This window comes from Pseudoalteromonas sp. NZS100 (genome assembly GCF_015864815.1).
In the GTDB taxonomy this organism is placed as follows: Bacteria; Pseudomonadota; Gammaproteobacteria; order Enterobacterales; family Alteromonadaceae; genus Pseudoalteromonas; species Pseudoalteromonas distincta.
The window spans coordinates 1-3,102 of sequence record NZ_JADYWM010000042.1 but is presented as its reverse complement, the minus strand read 5'-3'; the positions used below and the strand labels follow the sequence as shown (position 1 = coordinate 3,102).

The following is a 3,102-nucleotide window of genomic DNA, read 5'->3' as shown; positions in this document are numbered from 1 at the left end:
CAGTAGTGAAACGAAACAGCGCCGATGATAGTGTAGCATTTGCTATGTGAAAGTAGGACATTACCAGGCTTCAAATTGTAGAAAGCCCGACTAGAAATAGTCGGGCTTTTTTACGTCTGCAGAAAAGTAAAATGTGCGCAATTAACATCCACTCACAGCAACACCCGACGCTAACATCACATCGGTAATAACTATAGTGTTCTTATTTCACGAGCTGGGTTACCCGCTACTACGGTATTAGCCATTACATTTTTAGTTACTACAGATCCTGCACCCACAATACTATTTTCGCCTATATTAACTCCAGAAAGAATAATAGCGCCTGCGCCAATCCATACGTTATTGCCTAACGCGATAGGTGCTGCAAAGTTTTCCTTATTAAGCCTTTCTGCTGGATTAGTAGCATGTGACACAGCTAAAAGCTGAACGTTCGGGCCTATTAAGCAGTCATCACCAATGGTGATTGAGTAATTGGCTAATGGCGAATCGAGAAGTGTGCAATTAACATTTATAAAAGTACGATCACCAATAACTATATGATTGCCGTAATCGCAGTGAAAACTTGATTCTATAATTACCTCTTCACCGCATTGTGCGAACAGCTCTTTAATACGCTTTAAATTACCTTTGCTCGGGCTTTTATTGAATAATCGGCATATCTCGCCTGTTTGTTTTCTTTGCATTAAATATGGCTTAGTCACGCTATTAAATAATTTCATTGAGTTTGTTATTCATTTATGTGCATACATTATTAAGTATTATCTCATGCTTATATATTTTACTGAAAAGTTGTTATTACCTTTTTGTATGGGCTAAAAAGGTTTTAAACAAATTTTGATTTTTATTATATTCCTTTTAAAAAAATTTTAATAATGTAAAATTCATGTTACAAGGAGTAAGTAATGAAATTAAATAAACTAACTAAATTATTCTGTTTAACAATTATTTTAGCCGGTTGTGGGGGAGGGGGTAATGATGCCAGCCAACCTGCTAATAATGATTCTGGTTCTTCTGGAAAAACTAAATTTGTTAAGCCTGATTACCAAAATACGCCTACCTATGACGGTGAATTATCTTTATTCGAAATAACAGCAAGTAATGTAACTCAACTAACAACTCAGTACTCATATCTAATAGATAGCCTAAATTCCATAGTATTTGGAGAGGATTATCAAAATCTATTTCTCCACGATCCAGTGCTAGATAACCAATCTGATAATTTCGGTTGTGTTACAGGCTCTGCTGACATGAAAGAGGAAGAGGCTAATCAGCACTATATAATTACTTATAACAATTGCTCTGCTGCTGGGTGGGTTTTTAATGGGCAATCTGATATTTATATCGAAAACTCTAACGCTGAATTTGTTTTTGAGTATGGGGTAGTCCCTAGTTTAACAATTAGTAACGAAGTGCTTGGGGTTACCTATTTAACAGAAGGTTTTGCTATTGCTAATAGTCAGGGAGTTAATAGTGACAGTAGCGCTACTGTGAATATTCAATTTAAAGGTGCTGATGAAAATTCGCTTGATATTTTATTCTCTAATGTAAGGCTTGATGCTGTTTTAGATGCAACCAATGTTGGGTATGGTATTGGTTTTAATGGTGAAGTTTATTTTAGTGATTTAGGAAAACTAACAATAAAAACTGATGAGTTTTATCCAACCAATGATATATCCCTGCCTTCAATAATAGGAGCAAAGTACACCCTAATATCACAAAATACTGCTAGTGTAGCTCTCAAAGCTAATGGTATTTCGACCATACATCTATCTAATGAATTTTTACCACTAGAGTTTTATTTAACTGACTTAGATAATGTTTATAACAATACTGCCAACTCTATTCCTATAGCAAGTATTTCAGGCTCGAACAAAGCTCTACGACACTCTATCCTTACTCTTGATGCAACGCAGTCCAAGGACCCTGATTTTGAACCATTAGGTTATGAGTGGAAATTAATAACTTTTCCGCAGAATGCTAGTTGGCAACTTGGCACCGGTAGCAAAATAGACTTTATTGGAGACCTACCTGGCCTTTATCGTATTTCGTTAACAGTTGTAGACCCAAGTGGTGCAGAAAATACTGTGGAGCATGAGTTTAAATTAGAAAAACTGCCAGCAATTGTTTCTGACATTACTGCATATGATGAAATAGAATTAGGTGAACACTATACAGCCATTATTAACTTATCTAATGATGAGTTCGATGGTCCTTTTGAATACAAAATTGCTTATGGGCCAAGTAATATCTCGATTTCAGAACAAGGAGAGATTAATTGGTTAAGCAACGCGCCTGACTTTGGTAGTAATTTAAACGTAAATTTTGCTGTTGATATCTCAAACTCTGACAATCAAATAAGAATTAAGCACCAAATCAACCTTCAATCACTCGGTGGCGTAGATAATCGCTCAGTTGGTTATGTGAACAACTCAACATCCAGTGTAGCTTCAATTAAGCTTTCGAACCAAAAAAGGGGTGTATTACGCGGTAATGATAATTATATTTTAAGTCTCAGTGAGGCAGGGTTGCTAGAATACAATAAATGGATACCTCCCTTACCTTCAAATGTTGAGCATGTAGGTGCATTTCTTAATCAGTCAGGGACGCAACTAAATTGGCTAAGTATTACTTACAACCAAGAGGCAGCTAAACATCAAATATTTTTAACTAATGAGGGCTCAAGTAGTTTGCTGATAGATGATGTTTCGGCTGAAAATTATAACTCTATGGTATTTGATTACAACGGCGATGGTATTGAAGATATTCTTCTTTCGGCGGGGCATTCGTATGATAGCTATCTTATTAATGGAAATGATCTTTCTATCACTACGCTTATTGTTGCGCCGGACCTTTCACTTAATTATTCAAATAGCTTGATTCAAGTTTGTGATTTGAATAACGACGGCTTTAAAGAGTTAATTGATAGGGAAAGTATATTTGATGTCAAACAGAACAAATACCTGATAGGACCCTACTCTGAATATAAATTTAAGGCATTTACCAGTGGTGATAATTGTCGTGTAACTAGGGCGTGTTGATCTTTGTGGTATGAAAAACAAACAGCATGAAGATAAGGTATAATTGAATTCGCCAGAAAACTTT

General features: G+C 35.7%; 2 protein-coding genes. One reads left to right on the top strand and one right to left on the bottom strand.

What is annotated here, in order from left to right:
- Positions 1-191: 191 nt before the first annotated feature.
- On the bottom strand, positions 192-719 hold the full coding sequence (locus I6E69_RS20355; RefSeq protein ID WP_197122199.1) for a sugar O-acetyltransferase: 528 nt from the start codon (positions 717-719) through the stop codon (positions 192-194).
- Positions 720-902: 183 nt separating this feature from the next.
- On the opposite strand from I6E69_RS20355, the gene I6E69_RS20350 reads away from it, so the two are divergent.
- Complete coding sequence (locus tag I6E69_RS20350; RefSeq protein ID WP_197122196.1) at positions 903-3,038, top strand: VCBS repeat-containing protein; 2,136 nt, start codon at positions 903-905, stop codon at positions 3,036-3,038.
- Positions 3,039-3,102 lie beyond the last annotated feature (64 nt).

Excerpts from the sequence above, each read along its gene's own strand:
- I6E69_RS20355 (WP_197122199.1), bottom strand. The coding sequence starts at position 719 with ATGAAATTATTTAATAGCGTGACTAAGCCATATTTAATGCAAAGAAAA.
- I6E69_RS20350 (WP_197122196.1), top strand. The coding sequence starts at position 903 with ATGAAATTAAATAAACTAACTAAATTATTCTGTTTAACAATTATTTTA.